We start from the raw sequence: 15849 nt of genomic DNA on the forward strand, positions 1-15849 counted from the left end.
ATGAGCACACTTCTCGCGGTAGTGATGTTGGGGGGCATGTTCCTCGCTGGTATCGGGTTTTGGGCGCTTGGCCAGTGGCTGCGCAGCCGTGGCTACGGTGATCGCTTAGACAAGATCGACGCCAAGGTGACGAAAGGTCAGCAATTCACCAGCCGTCTGCTGGGGCCTTTGGGCGGCGGTTTTGTCGGTATCGCTCGCTCGCTTAGTCGGGTTCCACTCCTTGGAAACCGACGCTCCCGCGATATGTGGGATGACCTCGAAGAGACGGAACGACAGCGCAGAAAAGACCGCACGTAACCCCAAAAAAAAGCCCTCCTAGCGCTTGCTAGGGGGGCTAACTTTGGCCAATAATATCGTTTAAAGACTATCAAACGGACGGACTGAACCATGCAAAACAAAGGCAAGCAAAAAGGGAAGGGGGCCGACGCGAGCGCGAAAGCGTCACCGCCGAGCACGCCCTACCTGAACGCACGGCGCGAATGGAACGAACGCTACGGCGATGTGGTGAAGAACGCCAATAGCTGGCGTGTGGCGGCTCTGGTCGTCGGCGTTTTCGCCATCATTTCGGTCAGCATGAACTTCTATCAGGTGGCCACGGAAAAGATCGCGGTCTACTACGTCAACCTGACCGAGCAGGGCGCGATCAGCTCGATTTTCCGCGCTGACCAAGCCAACAAAACGCCCGAGGCCCAACAGGTTCGTCGGGCGTTGCAGGATTGGGTGATTGGTGCGCGCACGGTCTACGCCGACTACAAGGCAACCAAGAAAGCGGTCGATTACACCTATGCGATGACCCTGCCAGATAGTGCCGCTTTCACCGAGCTGGCCAACTATCACCGTACCAATGACCCATACAAGCGCGCAGCCGAGGAAACCGTAGAAGTCTCCGTGCAGACGCCGGTGAACATGGCCGGGGATACGTGGCTGGTCGAGTGGACGGAAACCCGCCACAACCGCGTTTCCGGCAAGGTGATCGGACAGCCGACCACGTACCAACTGACGGCCAACGTTCTGTTGGCTCAACCTGTGAGCGAACAGCAGCTAATGGCGAACCCTACGGGCATGTACGTCCGCAGCTTCTCTTGGCCCGCTCGTAATAACTGATCTGACTGGTGACCTTTATGAAAAAGACTCAATGGATTGCGGGCCTTGCGGTTGCCGCATTTGCTGTTCCGGTGTTCGCTCAAGACGTACCCGCGCTGGCTACTAGCCCGCAAGGCGAGGCGCTGCCACCGATCCCGATGTTTGCCCCGGATAGCGTCAAGCTGAGCGCCAAAGAGGCCGAAGGCGTGCGTCTGGCCAAGCAATGGATGGCACACCCTGATCGCCCCGTGCGTGGCCCTGACGGCAGTGTGAAGTACCTTTTTGGTGCCACCCAACCGACCCTTGTGTGCGCGCCGCTGGAGCCGTGCAACATCGTGTTGCAGGCGGGCGAAGTGGTGAACGATCTGCACGTAGGCGATAAACCGCGCTGGACGATTACCCCGGCCACGATGGGTTCGCCCGAGGGTGAAGCTACCGTGCTGGTCGTCAAGCCGAAGGACGTGGGCCTGAGCACCAGTCTGACCGTAACCACTGACCGCCGCCTGTATTCGATCAAACTGGTGAGCAAGCCGAAAGACTGGATACCGGTTCTGTCGTTCGACTACCCGGATGACATGGAACGCGCATGGGCTTCCTACCGCGAGCGTCACGCCAAACAGACCTACAGCAACACCATGCCGACCGGCCAGAATCTGGCCAACCTCGATTTCGGGTTCAAGGTCGGCGGCGATAGCCCGAGCTGGAAGCCGGTGCGTGTCTACACCGACGGGTCGAAAACCTATATCCAATTCCCGTCCGCGAATTTTGGCGGCGAGGCCCCGGCACTGGTGGCCAAGGGTGAGGGCGGATGGTTCTCGAAGGCTCCGACCAAGCTAATCAACTATCGCCCGATCGGCGATCGCTACGTGGTTGATAAGGTGATCGACAAGGCCGCGCTGATCGTCGGCGTCGGCAGCGATCAAACCGAAGTCACCATTACCCGCACGGGGGGCAAGTAAATGGCCCGCTTCCAACTGATCGCCACGGTTGCCACGGCGCTGCTTTTGAGCGCCTGCGCAACCTCTCGGCCTACCATGTCCTACGTTGAATCCACCGTTTCCGCGGCCGATTCGCAAACGCTGTCACGCGAGGCAGTGGCCTATCTGGCCGACGCCTTGCCGCCTGCGCGCACCACGCTTGTGCTCGATCCTCCGGCCGCGAAGGATCACGACCACCTGACAGCGGCCATGATTCCAGCCCTGCGCGCGCGGGGCTATGGCGTGACGCTGGTTGACCCGAAAACCGGCCACCCGGCTGGTCAAGGCATCGCCCTGCGTTACCTCGCTTCGCCGCTCGATAGCGGCGTACTGATGCGCTTGCAGTATCAGGGCATCGAGGCGAGCCGCTACTACCCTCGCGGCTCTAATGGCCTGCTGTTGCCGGGCGCTCCGTTCACGGTTCGAGGGGGCCAGTAATGAGCACGAACAACAAAGACAACGACCAAAGCACCGATCTGCCGTTGGAAGATGCAGAGCATCACAACGACAAGGCCAATGGCCGCCAAGAGCCGCCGATAGACGACGATCCAGACATGCGCGACGACGGCGCATCGCCCGACTTTCTGGCGGCACCAAAAAGGGGGAAGGGGGTACGCCGCCTTAACCGTCTGCCGCTGGCCATTGTCGGCGGTGTCGTTGCGCTGGCTGTGATAGGTGTCACCTACACCATGTACGACCGCCAACAGCAACAGATGGCGGCCGCCAGTGGTGCAGGGCAAACGCGCACTGTGGGCGCGGTGGCCACGTCACCAGTGCAGCCGGGGCCAAACGCTTCGGCACCTCCAGCACCGCCGGAAATGCCAACTGATACGGCGCAGGCTGGTGGCACGCAACCGCAGGGCGGTGCGCCGGTAGACCGTGGCGGCCGTGGCCAGAACTCGGGATCAGGTCAGCCGCAGATTTCGCAGGCGATGCAGGATCGCTTGCAGAAAATCAAGCAGGTCGAGGATCGCCGTTTTCAGATGGCCATGCAGTCACTCGATGCTGATTCGTCGGTAGAGATGGGCCGCAAGAACGACCGCAACGCCAACGCGAACAACGCGGCCGGAGCGCAGCAAGCAGCGGCTTCGGGCCGCCTAAGCGCTGACGAACTGATGAACCGCTACGCGGCTGCAACTGGTCGTGCCGGCGGAATGGGTGGCATGGGTGCCGGCGGGATGGATTACGCCGGCGGAATGGGTGGCATGGGCGTCGGCAGCATGGCGGCCGAGAACCAGCAGGATCGCAAGGCTGCGTTCCTCGCCAACACACCAGAGGCCGAGGTCTATTTGGCTCGCCAGCGTAAGGCAGCCATCGCGCCGTCGCAGGAAGTTAAAGCGGGCTGGGTGATTCCCGGCGTGATGATTTCCGGCATCAACTCGGATTTGCCCGGCCAGATCATCGGACAGGTTCGTGAACCGGTGTACGACAGCGCGACCGGCACCCAATGCCTGATCCCGCCCGGCTCCCGCGTCGTGGGCACCTACGACAGCGGCGTGACGCTGGGTCAGACCCGAGCGCTCGCGGTGTGGCGTCGGATCATCTACCCGGACGGTTCGTCAATCTCGATTGACAACATGCCGGGCACCGACATGGGCGGCTACGCTGGTTTCAACGATCTGGTCGATAACCACTACCTGCGCATCTTCGGCAGCGGCTTGCTGTTGTCGGTCTTCTCGGCCGGTATCCAGCTCTCGCAGCCGCAGGCCAGCAACGGCGAGAACTACAGCAGCTCGCAAATCATCGCCGGGTCGCTGGGCCAGCAGATGGGCCAGATTGGTATGCAGATGGCGCAGAAGAACATGAACATTCAGCCGACGCTCGAAATCCGTCCGGGTTACGAGTTCAACATCATGGTGACCAAGGACATTATCCTGCCGACGTGGGAAGGTCACCCGATGGCCGGAAACTCCGGCAAAGGCTGCTACTGAGGGCGCGGCCGTTCGCGGCCGCTTTTATGACGTAAGGAGTACAAAGTAATGGCGAACAACCAAGCCCCAAGCTGGAAAAACCCAACCCCGCCGCCGGTCAAGATGATGCCCGAGGGATCGCGCAAGGTGTGCGTACTCAACGGCAGCCGCCAGATTGACCAAGTGGTTAAAGGCGACTGGATGACGGTCAAGGTGCTGCCCGAAAGCGGGCTGCCAAAGGGTATCTACCAGCTCGCCGAAGCCACCAAGGGCAGCACCGGCAAAGACGCATCTTTCACTGGCCAAGTGCTGTTCAGCGACAGCAAGGCGGTCTACCAGCTTTCCGGCAAGGGCGTGGTCGAACACCCACGCTCGGCCTTCGCTGAGCTGGAAGCCAAGGGCGAGAAGATCGTAGACGGTCGCAGCTACACCGTGGCCTATGCCAACGGCAAGGGCGTGGCCAGCAACGCGCAGACGGCCAACGTCGCGGCCCGTACCGCATCAAAAGGGCAAGGCGCATCGCTGTAACCAACAGGGCGGCCGATCTGGTCGCCCTTTCACTTTGAGAGACTGCAAGGGGGATACATGGTTAGCAAAAGCTGGATCGAGCACGCCTATCCGCTCCAACAGGTGGCCATCTACCTGCAAGGCACCCGGCATAGCGACCGGGCAGCCATTATCAGCCAGTTGGAAACGGTGCTTGCGCGCTTGAAGGCTGGCGAAAACGTCGGCCGCGAGGAAGACGACGATTTCGGCTACTCGTTCAAGTACGTCGCGGCGGCCGAGGGCGAGCCGTCCTATTTCGATGAAGCGTGGGGCGTCAACGGCCCGTGATAGGGCCACCACTACATGCAGCCGAAACGGTGAACCATGCCGGTTGAGCTGTACCACTAAGGGCCGCGAGGCCCTTTTTCTTTGCCCGTAGAAAGGCCGCTAAGCGGCGCAGGCGCGCAAGCGGCAGGATGCCATAGGGAAGGGCGGGAAATCGCCGCTATGGGGCTGCAATGCAGCCCGGCGTGCGTGTAGGTACTGGGTGGGGGAGGTTGGCCAGCGCGCCGGGATCACCGGCGCGGCAGTGGCGCGCTATTGGATTGCACAATCCAAAACAGGGGGCAAAGTCTCCTGCAGGACGGTGGCCACCTTCGGCCGGGGCGGCCGCCGTCCGTTCGTGTAGCGCTGCAAGTAGCGCAGCACACCCAGCGTCATGCGTGCGTCGGCGAGGGCGCGGTGCGCGCCATCTTCTGCCACACCGCATTCGGTCGCCGCGTCGATCAGCTTTAGCCACCTCCAGCGGTCGCGGTTGCTGTCGTATTCGCCATGCCATGCGGCGTACATCAGCATCGCGCAGGCGGTCGAGAACGTCGGCGCAGTCAGGCCGTGGCGCTCGTGGGTCTGCCGCAACAACCGAACGTCGAAAGCGGTGTTGTATGCAACCACTGTCCGGCCAGCGACGATGGCCGCGTACTGCTCGGCCACCTCGGGCCAGCTCGGCGCGCTGGCCAGCATCGCGTTAGTGATGCCGTTGTACGCGCTCGTTTCGTCCGAGATTGGCCGGGTCGGTCGTATCAGCGTGTCGAGGATCGGCGCGCCGGTCACGTCGAGAATCGTTATCTCGCACACCTCGTCATCGTCGCCGACGCCGGTGGTTTCGGTGTCGATGGTCAGACACTCGCCGCCGATCAGGTCTTTGGCTTGCTTGGCCACCGATTGACGACGGAGTTGGGCAGGGCCTGGCTCCCAACGCCACGGCACGCAATCGACTGGATCGTACACGTCATAAGCGCCCTGACCTTGCCAGACGCTGCCAACGGGTCGAGTGCTTAGGCCCGGCATGAGGCGGTGGCGCTCCTTGAGGTGCTTACAGCAAAGCCACCCCTTGGCCTCTGCTTCGGCCGGGGTGAGGTGTATCCGGGTTCTGGCCATGTGGCCCCCTAATAAAAATGCCGGGCTTGCGAGGCCCGGCGCATTCGATTTAATCCGCTTCGGTTTCAAGTGCATCTGCGAGCTGATTTAGAGCATCGGCAAGGCGGCGCATCTGGCCTATCTCGTCTGCCAAATCACCATCCCAATAACGGAGTTCCAGCGTCTTACCGAAAGGCCCGTTGAGGGGAAATATCCCGCCGTAGCTGAGCTGTTCATTGACGTGCTTCTCTGCCCGCTCGATCCGTTCCCGTCGCTCGCCAGTCATGCCCTTTTACCTCTTGACGCGGCGCGCAAACCGCTAGGTGGCGGCGCGGTGCGATAGAGCTGGCCGGTGCGAAGCTCCAATGTCACGCACTCGGGCTGCATGGTCACGATGATGCCGGGGCTACTGAGGTCGCCCACGGGGATCTGCCACCCGGCAATCGTGCTGGGGGTCAGTTCGTAGGCTTGATCGGTGGCGAGGTCGCGCAGCACCCACGACTTGTTACCGGTCATGCCTTTCTGGCTAACGACGTGCAGCGCTGTGCGCAGCCCCTCGGGGAGCTGGGGCAGCCGGTCGGCCTGTGACAGCGGTCGGAATGCGAACGTGTTGTTGCAGCTCGGGCAAGTGGTGCCGAACGTGGCCACGTCCGATATGACGAAGTGGCCGGACTCGTTCACCTGCCAATCCGCTGCTTTGAGCGCGTTGGCAGTGCCGCAATATGGACAGGCAACAGTCACCGACTGCGCCGTGTCGGCGATGGGGTGGGCGACTTCCAGAATATTGGTTGCATCGGGTGCGGTAGCCATCGGAACCTTCCTTTTTGGTGTCGAGGCCGAGCCGATCAGGCCCGGCGTTTGGCGGCGATCCATGCCAGCACCGCGTTGAAGACGCGGGGGGCAAGGATGACGACGGCGGCCAGTGCGGCCGCGAAGCGCAGGCCGGGGCCTGCAAGACTGGTCAGCGGCGCATCTGCGACGGTGGCCAGCACGTACAGCACTGCGAGCTGTACGCCAAACAGCCAAGCGAAAGCCTTGGCGACGGTGCGGGTCAGGCCGCGCACGCGGTAAAGGGTCGAGTAAAGGGCGGTGGTAGTCATGGTGTTTTCTCCGTTCGGTTGTTGGCCTGTCGGCATGTGGTCAGCGGCTGATAAAGCTGCATTGCACCCTTCGGGCCGAAACGTAGTGGCGGACGCTGCAAGCGTTGCAATGCTGCGCAGCCGCTACACTGGCCGATCAGCAGGCCAACGAACGGGGAAAATCACCTGCCGCCCTATTCGTCGCCCTGCTGTGTGTTGCTGTTTGCTTCCGCCTCCTTCAAGGCTTCATACAAAGCTGTTTTGCCTACGTTGATCGCGGCGGCCGCCTCGCGGACGTTTAGGCCCTTGCCTCCGTCTGCGTCCTTGAGCATGAGCTTCTGCGCCCTTGCCAGCTTGGCCGGTGTCACTACCGGCCGCCGTCCACCGTGTCGGCCACGGGCCGACGCGCTGGCCAACCCGGCCTTGGTGCGCTCTCTAATCAAGTCGCGCTCGAACTCGGCGAGCGTGGCGAACAGGTTGAACAGTAGCTTGCCATTGCGCGTGGTCGTGTCGATCCCGGCATCTGTCAGCGACCGAAACCCTACGCCGCGCTCGCGCAGCTCGTCTACGGTCTGCACCAAATGGGCCATCGAGCGGCCGAGGCGGTCAATTTTCCACACCACAAGGGTGTCGCCTTCGCGCAGGTACTCAAGCGCTTTTTCAAGGCCCGGCCGTTCGGCCTTGGCTCCGCTGGCCACGTCGGTGAAAACCTGATGGCATCCGGCGCTTTTCAGCGCCTCGATCTGCATGTCTAGCGACTGGTCGGCGGTCGAAACGCGGGCGTAGCCGATCAGCGTGGACATATCCATGCTGGCCGTGCTGTTGTCTCGCGGATCACGCATTGTCGCCCCCGGTGCTGTTGGGCTGGCTTCTGTTGGGCATGGTTCGCTTCCTGATGCCGCCGGTGATCCGGCGGCTGTTGTGGTTAATGGTTAGATCGAGGCGCGGAATGCGTGCTCGATGCTCGGCATACGGCCGTTGTGAAAGGTGACGTTCTCCACGATCCGGCCCCGCTCAATGGTGTGCATCTGGAATACCTCGGATCGCTCCAGCACTTCACCGCGAGCATTCAAGCGATCAGCGCTGTGCGCTTTGCGGTCGCGGGTGCGCAGCTCCATGCACGGCTCGATCTGCACGGGGGAAAACTGGCGGCTGACTTCCGGCCAGCGCCGGGTCCACCGGCCATCGCCCGTTGCGTACCAAAACATCATGTCTTCGCTGATGGCATCAAGCTCGTCATCGAGAACGAAATACTGCACCTGATGATTGACGACGCGATCACCGCCGACAGCCCAACGGGTGATCGTGGTGAACTCTCGCACGCGCTCGGTCGTCTCGATCAGGATTCCATTCATGGCCTTCTGTCCGATCTTGCGGCACGCGACCTGATAGTGCTTGTTGCGGTAAGGCCGCTTGGCCATCAGGTCAACGCCATTGCGCAGATTCAAGCCCAGCGCAGGGCAGTGAAAGTCGATCAGCTCACATACTGGCTCGTTCACGCGACAGGCCAAAAGGCGAGGTACAAGGTGGATAAGCATCGCGGTGGTTCCTTCCATTATTTGACTTGCCAGACGCGACCGGCGCGGCTGGGATCAAGGGTTTTCATCAGTGCTTCTGCGACACACGGCGGCGCAACTTCACCCGCGTAGCGTTTCAGCAGCTCCCGGTGGGCCGGGTGGCCGATCTGCGATGCGGTCAGGCCCTTAACTGTGGTAATTTCCTGCTCGGACATAGCGGCTTCCTCAAGTTGGCTTGTCCAAACGCCGGGTAGCGGTTGCAGCCACTACCCGGCATCCCTTCCGGCCGTTCTGGCCGAAATCTCTTACTCGGCTGGCAAGTGATCCTCGCGGGCCAAGTCTTGCGCCAGATTGGCCAGTACCTGCGCCAAGGTGGCCGGGTCTTCGGCGGCGATTTTGTCGGCCAGTTCGCTTGCGCCTTTCAGCGCTGGCTCGATGTTCACGGTGTTATCGGCGATCACGTCGTGGCCATCGTTGCCGTAGATGAACAGCACCCAGCCCTGTTCGCCGACGTGCTGATGCGTGACGTGCAATTGGTCTTCGTCAGTGGTGAACATTGCCGCTTCGATTGCAGCGGCGTCGGTGCTGTCCTTGAGCGTGGTTTGCTCGCCATCGAACACCGAGATTTTGTAGTCGTCGGCGATCAGGCCCTTGATGGCTTCGCGAGCAATCAGGCGCTCGATCATTTGGCGTTGTTGGGCGTTCATTCGTGCGACTCCTTTCCTTTGGTTTTGGCGTTGGGGTTGTAGCCCTGCTTGGTCATTTCCGCGTCGATGATTGCGCACGCTTTCTCGCGCAGATCGTCGGGCAGGTCTTTCTGGATCGCTTGCAGAGCTTCGCAGGCAGCGAAGGCGCGGGCCAGCTCGCTATCCATCTGCTCGATGGCTTTGGTTTCACCGCCTTGGATCAGGCGGCGGACGATGTTGCCGACCTCACCCCAAGTCGGGGTCAGGTCGATGGTGGTGATGGTTGTTGCCTTCTGCATGTGAACCTCTCCATTTGTCCGCTTTCTGTCCGTTATTCTAACGTGTCCGTCAAACGTCTGCAACGTCTTTTATTCGGACAATTTCGACCTGTCCGCCAAACGGTCGTTTTGCGGACTTGCTAAATATCGTGTTTTCGCTATCATTTGGATTGTGCAATCCAAATGTGAGAGGATGCGGTTATGACCTTTGCAGCGATGCAACAGCCGGTCGATACGGCCGACATGGAAAGGATGGTTCGTCAGCTTCACATACTGGGGCTGTATCTGATCGAGCAAGGCCGGGTGCGCCCGTGTGGCGGTGGTGACTACTCGCGCATGGCCTTGGAATACGTCATGGCCGAGCATGGGCTGTGCAAACACAAAACGATGGGCACCAAAGGGAAGGGCGGATGAGCAACAACAATCAAAACGACATTCGAGAGATAAAAGTGATCCTGCTGGACGACTTCGCGGGATCACTTCGCAAACATCGCCGCCGGGCTTTGGTCGTGCTGATCTTTACTTTGGTGTCCGCACTGCTGTGGCTGCTGCTGTCGCCAGCGCCTGGCTCGGTGCCGCCTGCGCTTGAGCGCACGTATCTGTTTGTCGGGGTCGCGGGGTTCGCGCTGTCCTCGACGGTGTTTTTGGGCGCTACGGTTTGGCTGTCACGGCTGACCAAAGAGCGCGAACAGCTTATGCGTGGTGAATGATGGTTGCCGTCCTCGATCCCACGACGCAGGCGTATGCCGAGCTGCAAGCGGCCTACGTCCACTACAACAACGCGCTGTTTGACGGAAAGCTGCCGTTCTGCCTTATCACCATGCAGCGCGAAAAACGCACCTACGGCTATTTCTCGTCGCGCCGGTTTGGCAACAAGCACGATAAGACGATGACCGATGAAATCGCCATGAACCCGTCTTACTTTGGTGTCGTCCCGCTGCTGGAGATTCTGCAAACGCTCGTCCATGAAATGGCGCACCTCTGGCAGTTCCATTTCGGCGAGCCGGGCCGACGCGGCTACCACAACAAGGAATGGGCCGAGAAGATGGAAGCCATCGGCCTGATGCCTTCCAGCACCGGCAAGCCGGGCGGCAAGAAAACCGGCGAGAAGATGGCCGACTATGCCATTGACGGCGGGCCGTTCATGCAAGCCACTGATGTACTGCTGGGTACTGACTTTCGCATTTCATGGTTCGACCGGCACCCGCCTGCCGGGACTGAGGTTGCGGCAATCTTCGGCGAGGCCGGGGGTGGCGGTGACGATGACGACGACGGCGACGACATGGGCGGCGGGATGCTCGAACCTGTCGCGCCGGGCAACAAGTCGAACCGAGACAAATACCGCTGCCCCAACTGCGGCGCGCAGGCATGGGGCAAACCGGGCTTGAAGCTGCTGTGCGGTGGTGATGACTGCGACGGCGCACCGTTCGAGCTGGCCAACTGAGGGTTACTGCAATGACTGACGCTATTCGCAAGGTCGCAAGCCAATGGCGCGACGGCAACCAAGAAAACCCGGGCGGGGTCGTGCTGATCTGGCAAGGGGCTGTGTATGGCTGGAAAAATGAACTGCGCGATGCGAACCACGAACGCCCCGGCGCTTACGCGGTGGACGTGTCCGGGCAGGTGTTCATTGCCGAAGGCGGCGACGACTACAACGGCGCGGAACGCTGGGCGGCTGCGCAACCAAACAACTGATAAGTAGAGGTAGAAAGGATGACTAACTTCGGTGACAAACGGCGGCAACTGTTGAAGATCAGCAACGCCGCGATCAGCGCGCAAAAAGGGACATTAGGGCCGCGCATGGCTGCATCCATTGTGGCCGCTACTGTGACCGCCATGATTACTGGCGGGGTGGTGCAGCTCGGCGTCCCGGTAGTTTTGGGTAGCGGGTTGGCGGCTGCGGTTTTGGTCAACTACTACGCGCCGTTTGCGAAGACGTGGGGTGAATCACTGGACAATCTACTGACTGACTATGAGCCGGTAGACCATGACGCTTACGCCGAACTGCACCGCGTCACCCGCGAGCGTGGCGGCCTTGAGTTCTCCCCAGTCTTTGAGTGGATCGACCGAGAACAACAGGCAATATCAGCCCTTGCGCGGCCCATTCCGAAAGAAGCGGGTAACAAGTTCATCAACAAGCTGGTTTCACCAGTCCGTGAGGATCGCCGGAATGACTGAGCACACGCTGACGCTGACCAACGATCAGCTTTATGAGGTCTACTGCGCAGCATGGCGTGAGTTCGTGGCCCTGCACAAACAGGCCACGGTCAACAGCAGCGGGGTGTCGAACCACGTCCTAAAACGTGTACGGCATTCCCGCACCGCAATAGGCCAAGTCTGCGACATGATCGAGACGCTGCTACCCGCGTTCAAGACGAACGCTGAGGCGTACACGACAGCTCGCGCCCAAGCAAAGATCGAGGTCGAGTATGGCGTGATGTTCGCGTCGACGCGCAACGGCAGGTCATTTGTCATGCCAGACTTTTTCGGCACCGGCGATGTAAAGCGCTATGACCTTAGCAAGATCGCCCCCTTTGCAACGGTCGTCCCCCCCAGCTTCCGGTCGCGCCCGAGTAACGAAATTCTCGAAGTGGCCGAGCTGGCCGAGGGTCTGCATGGGAAGAACTTCGCCATGCTGAGCGAGGATGAATTAATGCGCTTTCGGCACCTTCGCCAGTTCGGCCGCAAGTATGGCCTGTTGGTCAGCGTTGAGGTGATGAACGACGGGGACGACATTCAAGACGAACTCGCGGCCGCATCGCCTGAGCTACAGGAGGAAATCTATCGACGCCTGACCACCCAAGTCGCCGTGCGCTGGTTCGCTCTGGACAGCGCAACATGAAAACTTCCACAAAGGTCGTTTTGCTCGTCGTGTTTATCGTCGCGGGTGTCTGGCAGCAGCGCCAACAGAAAGCCGCCGATCAGGCGGCTTATGAGGCGCGGTGCGCTGAGATAGCAGCCAACCCCAATCATCCGGCATCGCCCTGCGCAAGCCCAACGCGACCCGATCACCCACTACCAGCACGCGGATAACGAAAAGCCCCAACACGGGGCTTTTTGCTGTCTGGTCAGTCCATCCCCATGCCGCGATCACGCGGCGGCCGCCTGTGGGCCTGCGGGGCCTTCTCCGGGGCCTGTCGCGCCTGCTCCTGCCCTGCCCCTCCCCTTTTGGTGCCTAACGGCTCTTGCGCGCTCTGTGGGGCCTTCTCCGGCAATCGAAACGCCTCTGAGGCTCGCATAATGCTGCCGTCTGTACCGGCCAGCTTTGCGAGCACCTTGGCGTTGTCCTCCCCAGCGATCACGACAGGGAACGCGGCGACGTTGTTGGCCAGCAGCCAAAGAGTGCGGGTCACACCGTCGTTGAATCTGACCGAAGGGGTTGGCCCGCGCTCAAGCGCGACACTGGCCAGCGGCACCGGCGATTCACGCCCGGCCGCGAAGCCTGCCACGGCGTGCCGATACTTGTAGTCGCTGGGCATGTCCTTGCGCAGCGGGCAGCCGTCCGGCCGACCGGGTGAGGTCAGGCCACCGGAGAGCCATAGGCGATTGAACGCTACGGCGTTGACCGGCACCACAAACCGGTCGTGATCGGCTTGGCCTGCATCCACCCGCATGAACGCATCAGGCTTGCCGGGCACCGGCAGGCACCAAAGAAGGCGGCCGGGGGTGCTGTCGTCCGGCTTGGCCAGCTCGGCGGGCTTTTGGCTCTGGTCAAGCTCGCGCAGCTCGGCCCGCATGGCACGGCTACGACGCCAGTTCTCGAACATATACCCTCCTATTTCCGGGCTGAAAAGCAAAGGGGCCAGCCTCCCGGCATGGCCCCCTGAGTGGGTCGGTTTAGCTTACTCGGCTGCGGCGTCGTCAGTCAGGCCCCGGCGACTACGGCCGATCTTTAGTCGTACCTCGATCATCATCTTTTCCAGCTTGTCATCGGCGCTTCTCAAGCCAACACCATAGATGGAATCGGCCTCGAACGTGTCGCCGTCGAGGGCCAGCAGAATAGAACGCAGCTCGATGGCGGTCAGTGGCAAGACGGTATCGGGCAACGTGGCCAGCTCGTCAGGTGTCATTTCCAGAAAGCCGATCATTAGCTTGCCTCCTTCGCGGCCGGTGCGTCGTCGCCGAACACGGGCTTGCCGTCCGCGCCGGTGTTGTACTTCGCATCGCATTTAGGGCTGGTGCAGCTGTAGAAGTCATAGGGCCGGGGCTTCATGCCGCGCTTGACCGGCTTGCTTGTGCCGACCCGGTGGGCCAGCTCCGTGCCGCATTTCGGGCAGTTTATGCCGGTAGGCGCAGGCGGTGCCTTGCGCTCGCCCGGCTTGCCCTTGGCGTCTGGCAGGGTGGTTTTACACTCGCGGTCAGAGCACGCCCAAAAGAACCCGTGTTCGCCCTTGATCCGGCGCAGCCCCTTGGCGCAGGTCGGGCAAGGGTGTGCGACCGGCAGGTTGGCCGACTCCAAGCTGGCCAGCTCGTCATCCAGTGAGGCCCACGCGGCCGAAACTACGTCGTGATAGCTGGCCTGACCTTCGGCGATCTGGTCTAGCTGATCCTCAAGGCCACGGGTGTAATCGAGGTCAATAAAAGCGAATCGGTCTACCAGACCATCGCGCAGGATTTCGCCTGTGCTCGATGGTGACAGATAGCCTTTTTTGTCTTCTACGATGTACTCGCGGGTCGTAATGTTGTCCATGATCGCGGCATAAGTGCTTGGTCGGCCGATCCCGAGCTTTTCCATTGCTCCGATCAGGGTAGGCTCTTTGTACCGGACTGGTGGCTTGGTCTTCTTGGTGAGCAAGCGGCCATCGCTGGCCACCAGTGCATCGTCCACGGCAAGGGCGGGGATCGGGTTGCTGCTGGTTTCGTCCTTCTCGTCGTCTTCGTCGGGCGCGTCCTCGGCATAGACAGCCTGCCAGCCCGGCGAAACCAGCGTTTTGCCGGTGGCCTTGAACGATACCGGCGTACCTTCGGCGTCACCCGCGAGACGCACGGCACGAACGGCATAGATTGCGTCGGCGAGCTGCGAAGCCACGGCACGCTGCCAGATAAGCCGATACAGCGCTTTTTCGGCTTCATCCTCGCCACAATCAAGGTTCGCCGCCTGCGTCGGCCTGATGGCTTCGTGGCCTTCCTGAGCGCCGTCTTTCGCCTTCCACTTGCGCGGCTTGTCGGCCAGCTTCAAGCCCGCGCTCTGCGCGTAGGCGGCAATGTCCGCAATACCTTCCTCGTCCATATTCGGCGCATCGGTACGGTGATACGTGATCGCGCCTTGCTCGTAGAGCTTCTGCGCAAGCTGCATGGTGACTTTCGGCTTGAGCTTGAGGCGTTTGCCCGCGTCCTGCTGCATGGTCGAGGTGGTGAACGGGGCTTTCGGGGCCTTGCCTTCCTCGCTGTCGCTGTACTCCGCGACGGTCACGTTGCGGACAGCGGCGGCCAGCTTGGCCAACGTGTCATCGAGCAGATAGGTTTCACCGGGGGCAAGGTGAGGCTTAGTGTCGAACTGCGCTTTCCACTTCGTTGCGTCGTCGTTGGAAAAGATCAACTCGGCCCCGTAGTGCTGAGTCGATTTGAACGCGGCAATGGTGCGTTCGAGGTCAACGACCAGACGCACCGCCGGGGATTGCACGCGGCCTGCGCCGATCCGTTGGCCGGTAGCATTGGACAGGGCCGGACTGACGCGATAGCCAATGATCCGGTCGAGGGCGCGGCGCGCTTCCTGAGCATGTACCCGCTGCATGTCGAGCGCCCGAGGGGCCTTGAATGCGGCAAGGATTTTGTCTTTTGTGATCGCGGTGAACGTCACGCGCTGCGGGTTGTTGAGCTTGAGCGATTCGGCAAGGTGCCACGAAATCGCCTCGCCCTCGCGGTCGGGGTCGGTGGCCAGAATGACGGCATCGGCATCCCTTGCGGCGGCCTTGAGCTTGGCCAGCACACTACGGCCGCGCTCGGTCGCTTCATAGCTCAACGCGAACGATACCGGGTCAATGCCCATTTCCTTCGGCGGCAGGTCGCGCACATGGCCAACGCTGGCCATGACGGTGTAGCGGTCGCCAAGGATCGGGCCGATGGTCTTAACCTTCTTCGGTGATTCAACGATTACCAATGTGGTCATTGGGGTAACTCCTGTAGTCCAGTAGCGGCCGGGGTGTCCGGCCGCGTCTTCTCGTTAAAGGCCCGCATCCATGCCACGGCTGCGCGAACGCTGCGCCGGGGTTGGTTCGATGCCTGCCTGTTGTTTCAGCTTGGCCGGGGCGTCCTTCGGTAGCGCCACGTCCTTGCCGCTCTGCACGTCGGCGATCAGTTGTTGCTTGACCTGCTCGGGCAACTTCTTCCACGACACTCCGGCGGTGCTGCCGTCCAGTGCGCCGGGCTGGGCGTGATTCATCACGTCCTGCCGTTCCTCGTTGGCCTTGTCGTGCA

The 15849-nt window shown here is 61.4% G+C and carries 26 protein-coding genes; 13 read left to right on the forward strand and 13 right to left on the reverse strand.

Annotation, left to right across the window (positions count from 1 at the left end; translation table 11 throughout):
• The 7 genes from F3J45_RS28095 (at nucleotide 1) to F3J45_RS28125 (ending at nucleotide 4804) form a co-directional block, all read left to right on the forward strand.
• Nucleotides 1–297, forward strand: coding sequence for a hypothetical protein (locus tag F3J45_RS28095; RefSeq protein ID WP_167070613.1), 297 nt, complete (start codon nucleotides 1–3; stop codon nucleotides 295–297).
• Nucleotides 298–387: 90 nt separating this feature from the next.
• Nucleotides 388–1104, forward strand: coding sequence for a type IV secretion system protein (locus F3J45_RS28100; protein WP_167070614.1), 717 nt, complete (start codon nucleotides 388–390; stop codon nucleotides 1102–1104).
• A 17-nt stretch (nucleotides 1105–1121) separates the two neighbouring features.
• Nucleotides 1122–2042 carry a P-type conjugative transfer protein TrbG gene (trbG, locus tag F3J45_RS28105; RefSeq protein WP_167070615.1) on the forward strand — a complete coding sequence of 307 codons (921 nt, stop codon included), beginning with the start codon at nucleotides 1122–1124 and terminating at the stop codon, nucleotides 2040–2042.
• Nucleotides 2043–2498, forward strand: a complete 456-nt coding sequence (locus tag F3J45_RS28110; RefSeq protein ID WP_167070616.1) for a conjugal transfer protein TrbH — start codon at nucleotides 2043–2045, stop codon at nucleotides 2496–2498. It begins immediately after the preceding gene.
• Nucleotides 2498–3991: a TrbI/VirB10 family protein gene (locus tag F3J45_RS28115; protein ID WP_167070617.1), complete on the forward strand. Its 1494-nt coding sequence runs from the start codon at nucleotides 2498–2500 to the stop codon at nucleotides 3989–3991. Before F3J45_RS28110 ends, F3J45_RS28115 begins: the two co-directional genes overlap by 1 nt.
• A gap of 48 nt (nucleotides 3992–4039) precedes the next feature.
• Nucleotides 4040–4498, forward strand: a complete 459-nt coding sequence (locus tag F3J45_RS28120; protein WP_167070618.1) for a KfrB domain-containing protein — start codon at nucleotides 4040–4042, stop codon at nucleotides 4496–4498.
• 57 nt (nucleotides 4499–4555) lie between these two features.
• Entirely contained in the window at nucleotides 4556–4804 is a 249-nt protein-coding gene (locus F3J45_RS28125; RefSeq protein ID WP_167070619.1) for a hypothetical protein, read from the forward strand.
• Between the two features lie 249 nt (nucleotides 4805–5053).
• Here the strand turns inward: F3J45_RS28125 and F3J45_RS28130 are convergent, their stop codons facing one another.
• From F3J45_RS28130 to F3J45_RS28170, 9 genes are all read right to left on the reverse strand, one after another.
• Nucleotides 5054–5893, reverse strand: coding sequence for a 3'-5' exonuclease (locus F3J45_RS28130; RefSeq protein WP_167070620.1), 840 nt, complete (start codon nucleotides 5891–5893; stop codon nucleotides 5054–5056).
• 49 nt (nucleotides 5894–5942) lie between these two features.
• Nucleotides 5943–6158 carry a hypothetical protein gene (locus F3J45_RS28135; RefSeq protein WP_167070621.1) on the reverse strand — a complete coding sequence of 72 codons (216 nt, stop codon included), beginning with the start codon at nucleotides 6156–6158 and terminating at the stop codon, nucleotides 5943–5945.
• Complete coding sequence (locus tag F3J45_RS28140) at nucleotides 6155–6682, reverse strand: hypothetical protein (protein ID WP_167070622.1); 528 nt, start codon at nucleotides 6680–6682, stop codon at nucleotides 6155–6157. Before F3J45_RS28140 ends, F3J45_RS28135 begins: the two co-directional genes overlap by 4 nt.
• A gap of 35 nt (nucleotides 6683–6717) precedes the next feature.
• Nucleotides 6718–6972 (reverse strand): hypothetical protein, encoded by a 255-nt coding sequence (locus tag F3J45_RS28145; RefSeq protein ID WP_167070623.1) that lies wholly within the window; start codon nucleotides 6970–6972, stop codon nucleotides 6718–6720.
• 173 nt (nucleotides 6973–7145) lie between these two features.
• A complete protein-coding gene (locus F3J45_RS28150) occupies nucleotides 7146–7760 on the reverse strand; it encodes a recombinase family protein (protein WP_304623207.1) in 615 nt (204 codons plus the stop codon).
• A 123-nt stretch (nucleotides 7761–7883) separates the two neighbouring features.
• Entirely contained in the window at nucleotides 7884–8489 is a 606-nt protein-coding gene (locus F3J45_RS28155; RefSeq protein ID WP_167070624.1) for a DUF6012 family protein, read from the reverse strand.
• Between the two features lie 17 nt (nucleotides 8490–8506).
• Nucleotides 8507–8683: a hypothetical protein gene (locus tag F3J45_RS28160; RefSeq protein WP_167070625.1), complete on the reverse strand. Its 177-nt coding sequence runs from the start codon at nucleotides 8681–8683 to the stop codon at nucleotides 8507–8509.
• Nucleotides 8684–8773: 90 nt separating this feature from the next.
• On the reverse strand, nucleotides 8774–9175 hold the full coding sequence (locus F3J45_RS28165) for a hypothetical protein (protein ID WP_167070626.1): 402 nt from the start codon (nucleotides 9173–9175) through the stop codon (nucleotides 8774–8776).
• Entirely contained in the window at nucleotides 9172–9453 is a 282-nt protein-coding gene (locus tag F3J45_RS28170) for a hypothetical protein (protein ID WP_167070627.1), read from the reverse strand. The genes F3J45_RS28165 and F3J45_RS28170 overlap by 4 nt, the downstream gene beginning before the upstream one ends.
• Nucleotides 9454–9633: 180 nt before the next feature.
• Here F3J45_RS28170 and F3J45_RS28175 point away from each other — a divergent pair, with 180 nt between their 5' ends.
• The 6 genes from F3J45_RS28175 to F3J45_RS28200 are packed head-to-tail and all read left to right on the forward strand — an operon-like array spanning nucleotide 9634 to nucleotide 12274.
• A complete protein-coding gene (locus F3J45_RS28175; protein WP_167070628.1) occupies nucleotides 9634–9846 on the forward strand; it encodes a hypothetical protein in 213 nt (70 codons plus the stop codon).
• Complete coding sequence (locus F3J45_RS28180) at nucleotides 9843–10142, forward strand: hypothetical protein (protein ID WP_167070629.1); 300 nt, start codon at nucleotides 9843–9845, stop codon at nucleotides 10140–10142. Before F3J45_RS28175 ends, F3J45_RS28180 begins: the two co-directional genes overlap by 4 nt.
• Complete coding sequence (locus tag F3J45_RS28185; RefSeq protein ID WP_167070630.1) at nucleotides 10139–10876, forward strand: SprT-like domain-containing protein; 738 nt, start codon at nucleotides 10139–10141, stop codon at nucleotides 10874–10876. The genes F3J45_RS28180 and F3J45_RS28185 overlap by 4 nt, the downstream gene beginning before the upstream one ends.
• Before the next feature lie 11 nt (nucleotides 10877–10887).
• Nucleotides 10888–11127: an antirestriction protein ArdR gene (locus tag F3J45_RS28190; protein ID WP_167070631.1), complete on the forward strand. Its 240-nt coding sequence runs from the start codon at nucleotides 10888–10890 to the stop codon at nucleotides 11125–11127.
• 18 nt (nucleotides 11128–11145) lie between these two features.
• Nucleotides 11146–11610, forward strand: coding sequence for a hypothetical protein (locus F3J45_RS28195; protein WP_167070632.1), 465 nt, complete (start codon nucleotides 11146–11148; stop codon nucleotides 11608–11610).
• Nucleotides 11603–12274, forward strand: coding sequence for a hypothetical protein (locus F3J45_RS28200; RefSeq protein ID WP_167070633.1), 672 nt, complete (start codon nucleotides 11603–11605; stop codon nucleotides 12272–12274). The genes F3J45_RS28195 and F3J45_RS28200 overlap by 8 nt, the downstream gene beginning before the upstream one ends.
• A 226-nt stretch (nucleotides 12275–12500) precedes the next feature.
• On the opposite strand, the gene F3J45_RS28205 is transcribed toward F3J45_RS28200, so the two are convergent.
• The 4 genes from F3J45_RS28205 to F3J45_RS28220 all read right to left on the reverse strand — a co-directional run.
• Nucleotides 12501–13199, reverse strand: a complete 699-nt coding sequence (locus tag F3J45_RS28205; protein ID WP_167070634.1) for a fertility inhibition factor FiwA — start codon at nucleotides 13197–13199, stop codon at nucleotides 12501–12503.
• Between the two features lie 75 nt (nucleotides 13200–13274).
• Nucleotides 13275–13520, reverse strand: a complete 246-nt coding sequence (locus F3J45_RS28210; RefSeq protein ID WP_167070635.1) for a hypothetical protein — start codon at nucleotides 13518–13520, stop codon at nucleotides 13275–13277.
• Entirely contained in the window at nucleotides 13520–15541 is a 2022-nt protein-coding gene (gene topA, locus F3J45_RS28215) for a type I DNA topoisomerase (protein ID WP_167070636.1), read from the reverse strand. The genes F3J45_RS28210 and topA overlap by 1 nt, the downstream gene beginning before the upstream one ends.
• A gap of 54 nt (nucleotides 15542–15595) precedes the next feature.
• A partial coding sequence (locus tag F3J45_RS28220) for a hypothetical protein (RefSeq protein ID WP_205300716.1) occupies nucleotides 15596–15849 on the reverse strand: 254 nt, incomplete at its 5' end.

The sequence above is a fragment of the Pantoea sp. Ap-967 genome (genome assembly GCF_011752565.1).
In the GTDB taxonomy this organism is placed as follows: Bacteria; Pseudomonadota; Gammaproteobacteria; order Pseudomonadales; family Pseudomonadaceae; genus Aquipseudomonas.

Bases quoted from the DNA above. Each gene is read 5' to 3' on its own strand.
- F3J45_RS28095 (WP_167070613.1), top strand. From the start codon at position 1: ATGAGCACACTTCTCGCGGTAGTGATGTTGGGGGGCATGTTCCTCGCT.
- F3J45_RS28100 (WP_167070614.1), top strand. From the start codon at position 388: ATGCAAAACAAAGGCAAGCAAAAAGGGAAGGGGGCCGACGCGAGCGCG.
- trbG (WP_167070615.1), top strand. From the start codon at position 1,122: ATGAAAAAGACTCAATGGATTGCGGGCCTTGCGGTTGCCGCATTTGCT.
- F3J45_RS28110 (WP_167070616.1), top strand. From the start codon at position 2,043: ATGGCCCGCTTCCAACTGATCGCCACGGTTGCCACGGCGCTGCTTTTG.
- F3J45_RS28115 (WP_167070617.1), top strand. From the start codon at position 2,498: ATGAGCACGAACAACAAAGACAACGACCAAAGCACCGATCTGCCGTTG.
- F3J45_RS28120 (WP_167070618.1), top strand. From the start codon at position 4,040: ATGGCGAACAACCAAGCCCCAAGCTGGAAAAACCCAACCCCGCCGCCG.
- F3J45_RS28125 (WP_167070619.1), top strand. From the start codon at position 4,556: ATGGTTAGCAAAAGCTGGATCGAGCACGCCTATCCGCTCCAACAGGTG.
- F3J45_RS28130 (WP_167070620.1), bottom strand. From the start codon at position 5,893: ATGGCCAGAACCCGGATACACCTCACCCCGGCCGAAGCAGAGGCCAAG.
- F3J45_RS28135 (WP_167070621.1), bottom strand. From the start codon at position 6,158: ATGACTGGCGAGCGACGGGAACGGATCGAGCGGGCAGAGAAGCACGTC.
- F3J45_RS28140 (WP_167070622.1), bottom strand. From the start codon at position 6,682: ATGGCTACCGCACCCGATGCAACCAATATTCTGGAAGTCGCCCACCCC.
- F3J45_RS28145 (WP_167070623.1), bottom strand. From the start codon at position 6,972: ATGACTACCACCGCCCTTTACTCGACCCTTTACCGCGTGCGCGGCCTG.
- F3J45_RS28150 (WP_304623207.1), bottom strand. From the start codon at position 7,760: ATGGATATGTCCACGCTGATCGGCTACGCCCGCGTTTCGACCGCCGAC.
- F3J45_RS28155 (WP_167070624.1), bottom strand. From the start codon at position 8,489: ATGCTTATCCACCTTGTACCTCGCCTTTTGGCCTGTCGCGTGAACGAG.
- F3J45_RS28160 (WP_167070625.1), bottom strand. From the start codon at position 8,683: ATGTCCGAGCAGGAAATTACCACAGTTAAGGGCCTGACCGCATCGCAG.
- F3J45_RS28165 (WP_167070626.1), bottom strand. From the start codon at position 9,175: ATGAACGCCCAACAACGCCAAATGATCGAGCGCCTGATTGCTCGCGAA.
- F3J45_RS28170 (WP_167070627.1), bottom strand. From the start codon at position 9,453: ATGCAGAAGGCAACAACCATCACCACCATCGACCTGACCCCGACTTGG.
- F3J45_RS28175 (WP_167070628.1), top strand. From the start codon at position 9,634: ATGACCTTTGCAGCGATGCAACAGCCGGTCGATACGGCCGACATGGAA.
- F3J45_RS28180 (WP_167070629.1), top strand. From the start codon at position 9,843: ATGAGCAACAACAATCAAAACGACATTCGAGAGATAAAAGTGATCCTG.
- F3J45_RS28185 (WP_167070630.1), top strand. From the start codon at position 10,139: ATGATGGTTGCCGTCCTCGATCCCACGACGCAGGCGTATGCCGAGCTG.
- F3J45_RS28190 (WP_167070631.1), top strand. From the start codon at position 10,888: ATGACTGACGCTATTCGCAAGGTCGCAAGCCAATGGCGCGACGGCAAC.
- F3J45_RS28195 (WP_167070632.1), top strand. From the start codon at position 11,146: ATGACTAACTTCGGTGACAAACGGCGGCAACTGTTGAAGATCAGCAAC.
- F3J45_RS28200 (WP_167070633.1), top strand. From the start codon at position 11,603: ATGACTGAGCACACGCTGACGCTGACCAACGATCAGCTTTATGAGGTC.
- F3J45_RS28205 (WP_167070634.1), bottom strand. From the start codon at position 13,199: ATGTTCGAGAACTGGCGTCGTAGCCGTGCCATGCGGGCCGAGCTGCGC.
- F3J45_RS28210 (WP_167070635.1), bottom strand. From the start codon at position 13,520: ATGATCGGCTTTCTGGAAATGACACCTGACGAGCTGGCCACGTTGCCC.
- topA (WP_167070636.1), bottom strand. From the start codon at position 15,541: ATGACCACATTGGTAATCGTTGAATCACCGAAGAAGGTTAAGACCATC.